This is a genomic window from uncultured Propionibacterium sp., assembly GCF_963539965.1.
Lineage (GTDB): Bacteria > Actinomycetota > Actinomycetes > Propionibacteriales > Propionibacteriaceae > Propionibacterium.
This window is the reverse complement of the sequence record NZ_CAUTOU010000115.1, coordinates 1-3,191: the sequence shown is the minus strand read 5'-3', so window position 1 is coordinate 3,191 and position 3,191 is coordinate 1. Positions and strand designations below refer to the sequence as shown.

The 3,191-nt window shown below is 72.3% G+C and carries 4 protein-coding genes; 1 reads left to right on the top strand and 3 read right to left on the bottom strand.

Annotation, left to right across the window (positions count from 1 at the left end; genetic code table 11):
* A partial coding sequence (locus tag R2N01_RS11290) for an MFS transporter (RefSeq protein WP_316671249.1) occupies positions 1 to 583 on the top strand: 583 nt, incomplete at its 5' end.
* On the opposite strand, the gene R2N01_RS11285 is transcribed toward R2N01_RS11290, so the two are convergent.
* From R2N01_RS11285 to R2N01_RS11275, 3 genes are all read right to left on the bottom strand, one after another.
* Positions 501 to 1,958: a sensor histidine kinase gene (locus tag R2N01_RS11285; RefSeq protein WP_399553289.1), complete on the bottom strand. Its 1,458-nt coding sequence runs from the start codon at positions 1,956 to 1,958 to the stop codon at positions 501 to 503. The two genes, R2N01_RS11290 and R2N01_RS11285, sit on opposite strands and share 83 nt — an antisense overlap.
* A gap of 32 nt (positions 1,959 to 1,990) precedes the next feature.
* The gene (locus R2N01_RS11280; RefSeq protein ID WP_316671251.1) at positions 1,991 to 2,677 is read right to left on the bottom strand and encodes a response regulator transcription factor; all 687 of its coding nucleotides are present in this window, start codon (positions 2,675 to 2,677) and stop codon (positions 1,991 to 1,993) included.
* Positions 2,678 to 2,682: 5 nt separating this feature from the next.
* On the bottom strand, positions 2,683 to 3,191 hold a 509-nt coding region (locus R2N01_RS11275; RefSeq protein ID WP_316671246.1), incomplete at its 5' end, for a hypothetical protein.

Below are 3,191 nucleotides of genomic sequence, written 5' to 3'. Positions count from 1 at the left end.
CCCGCGCACCCTGGCGGTGCTCGTCGGGCTCGGCGTCCTGGGCGCCCTCGGGGCAGGCATCGAGCAGGGCGGCAGCTCCTTCGCGCCGCTCTACATGAACCAGCAGTTCACCGTCCCGGCCTTCGTCGTGGGCCTCGGCTTCGTCTCCCTCATGGTCGCCCAGACGCTCGGCCGGCTGCTCGGGGACCGCATCGTCGACCGCCTCGGGCAGAGGCGCACCGTGCAGCTGGGCGCGCTCATCTGCATCGTCGCGATGGCCCTGGCCATCGGGGTGCCCACGCCCGCCACCGCGCTCGTCGGCTTCGCCGGCTCCGGCTGGGGCATCGCGACGATGGTGCCCGCCGCCATGCACGCCGGCGACCGGGTGCCGGGCGTGGCGCCCGGTGCGGGCCTGACCGTCACCACGTGGGTGATACGTGTCGGCCTGGTGCTCTTCCCGGTGCTCATCGGGGCGGTGGGCGACGCGGTCGACCTGCGCACCGCCATGATCCTGCTGCCCGTCACGGCCGTGTGCGTGCTGGCGCTCTCGCCGCTGTTGAGCGGGCGCGCGCCTGAGGCCGGGGACTACTCGTCCACCGCCTGACCGGGGGCCCCGAGGGGGCCGGGGGCAGGCGCAGCGTGAACATGGCGCCGCCGCCGGGGGCGTTGTCGGCCCCGACCATGCCGCCGTGCGCGCCGACCGTGTGCGCCACGATCGACAGGCCCAGACCCGTGCCCGGGGTGTTGCGCGCCTTGTTGGAACGGTAGAAGCGGTCGAAGATGTGCGGCAGGTCCTCGGGGGCGATGCCGGGGCCCTCGTCCGAGACGGTCAGCGTGCCGTCGGCGAGCCGCACGTGGACGGTGCCGCCCTCGGGGCTGAACTTCACGGCGTTGTCGAGCAGGTTCGTCACGGCGCGCTCAAGGTTGTCGGGCTCGCCGACGATGAAGTAGGGCTCGGTGGCGACGTCGAAGTCGAGACCCTTGCCGCGCCTCTTCGCCCGGGTCACGGCGGCGTTGACGACATTCGCGAAGTCGAGCGGCTCGGGGCTGGGCAGGACCACGTCGTCGCGGCTGAGCTGCACCAGGTCGCCGACCAGGGAGGTGAACTCGCCCAGCTGGGCGGCCACGTCGTCGAGGATCTCGGTGCGCGCTCCGGGCGGCAGCATGCCGGTGTTCTCGTCGGCCACCAGCAGCTCGACGTTGGTGCGCATCGAGGTGAGCGGGGTGCGCAGCTCGTGGCCGGCATCGGCGATGAGCCGTTTCTGGCGCTCGCGGCTGGACTCCAGCGAGGCCATCATCTGATCGAAGCTGCGCGACAGATCGCCCAGCTCGTCGTCCCTGGTGGAGCCGACCGGCGTGAACGTGTCGGTGGCGGTGACGCGCTTGACGGCGTCCGAGAGCTGGCGCAGCGGGCGCATGACCGTGGACCCGGCCCGGAAACCGAGGAAGGCGGCCAGCCCGACGAACGCCAGGCCGAGCCACAGGGTGACCCCCCGCAGCGTGTTGATGGTGCTCAGCAGCGGTCCGAGCGGACGGCCGAGCACGAGCGCGTAGCCGGTGTTGTCCTCGGCGGCCATCGGCACGGCGACGAGGCGGTACCTGGTGTGCGTCGAACCGATCTCGACGGTGCGGGCCGAGGTGCCGTACTGCATGCGGGCCACACGGATCTCCGGGGCGCCCGGCTCGATCGAGACCTGCTCGTCCTGCACCCGGACGATCGTGCGGTCGGACTTGACGAGCATCACGTTCACATTGGCGGCCGCCAGCGAGGCGCTGTTCAGCCCGCCCAGGCCCGTCACATCGGACTGGATCGGGGTGACCATGTAGCCGGCGGCCGTGACCAGCTCCTCGTCGATCTCGTGATAGAGGGCCCGCTGGGTGACGACGTAGGTCATCGCGCCGACGACGAGCACCGTCGTGGCCACGGCGAGGGCCGTGAGCACGGCGAAACGCTGCTGGAGATCGCGGTTGCTGCGCATGGAGATCGCGCGCAGCCGCTCGACGAGCCTCCTCACGACACGGCTTCGCGCAGCACGTAACCGACGCCGCGCACGGTGTGGATGAGACGCGGCTCGCCGCCCTGCTCGGTCTTGCGGCGCAGATAGCCGATGTAGACCTCCAGCGAGTTGGCGGTGGTGGGGAACTCGAAGCCCCAGACCTCGTTGAGCAGCCAGCTGCGCTCGAGCACCTTCGTCGGATTCCTCATGAAGGTCTGCAGCAGTGCGAACTCGGTGCGCGTCAGCGTGATGTGACGGCCCGCCCTGGTGACCTCGCGGGTGGTCGGCGACAGGCGCAGATTGGAGAAGGACAGCACCTCGTCGGCCTGGCTCTGGTCGGGGTGGTTGCGCCGTGTGAGCGCGCGCAGCCGGGCGAGCAGCTCGTCGAGCGCGAAGGGCTTGACCATGTAGTCGTCGGCGCCCGCGTCGAGGCCGTCGACGCGGTCGCCCACGGCGTCGCGGGCGGTCAGGACGAGGATCGGCACGTCGTTGCCGCTGGCGCGCAGCATGCGGGTGGTCTCCAGGCCGTCCAGGCGGGGCATCATCACGTCCATGACGACGGCGTCCGGGCGCATGGCCGAGAGCTTGGCGAGCGCGTCGAGGCCGTCGTCGGCGGTCTCGACCCCGTAGCCGCTGTAGTGCAGCGAGCGGGCGAGCGAATCGCGAACGGCCTGGTCGTCGTCGACGACGAGGATCTGCATGGGCATCAGGTGGCCTCCCCACTGGCGGGTGCTGACGGGTCGACCCCGGCCGGGGCGTCGAGGGGGGCCGAGGAGGGGGTCGTGCCGCCCGCGGTGCCATCCGGTTCCGCAGTGGCCGCGGGCCCGTTCCCGGCGGCGGGCGTCCCTTCGGCGGGCACGGCGCGGGTGCGGCGGATGCGCACGTCGCCGCCGTCGCAGTGCAGCCACTGGACGATGCCGGTGCCGAGCGCGTCGTAGGAGCCGCTGACCGGGTCGACGAGGAGCGTCACGGCCTCGTCCAGGGCCACCGCGTACGAGGCCGGGCTCGTCACGACGGCGGTGATCGCCCGCTCCAGGCGCTGGTGGGCGTCGGTGTCGGTCTCGACCGTCGTGCCGATGAGGCCCAGGCCCTCGGCGACGACCAGCTCGCCCCCCTCGGAGGCCCCGCCGGCGATGCGACGGCCCCCGGACCGGCAGCCGGAGACGATGGCGTGCTTGGCCGCCAGCCGTGCGCCGGCGCCCAGGCCCAGATAGG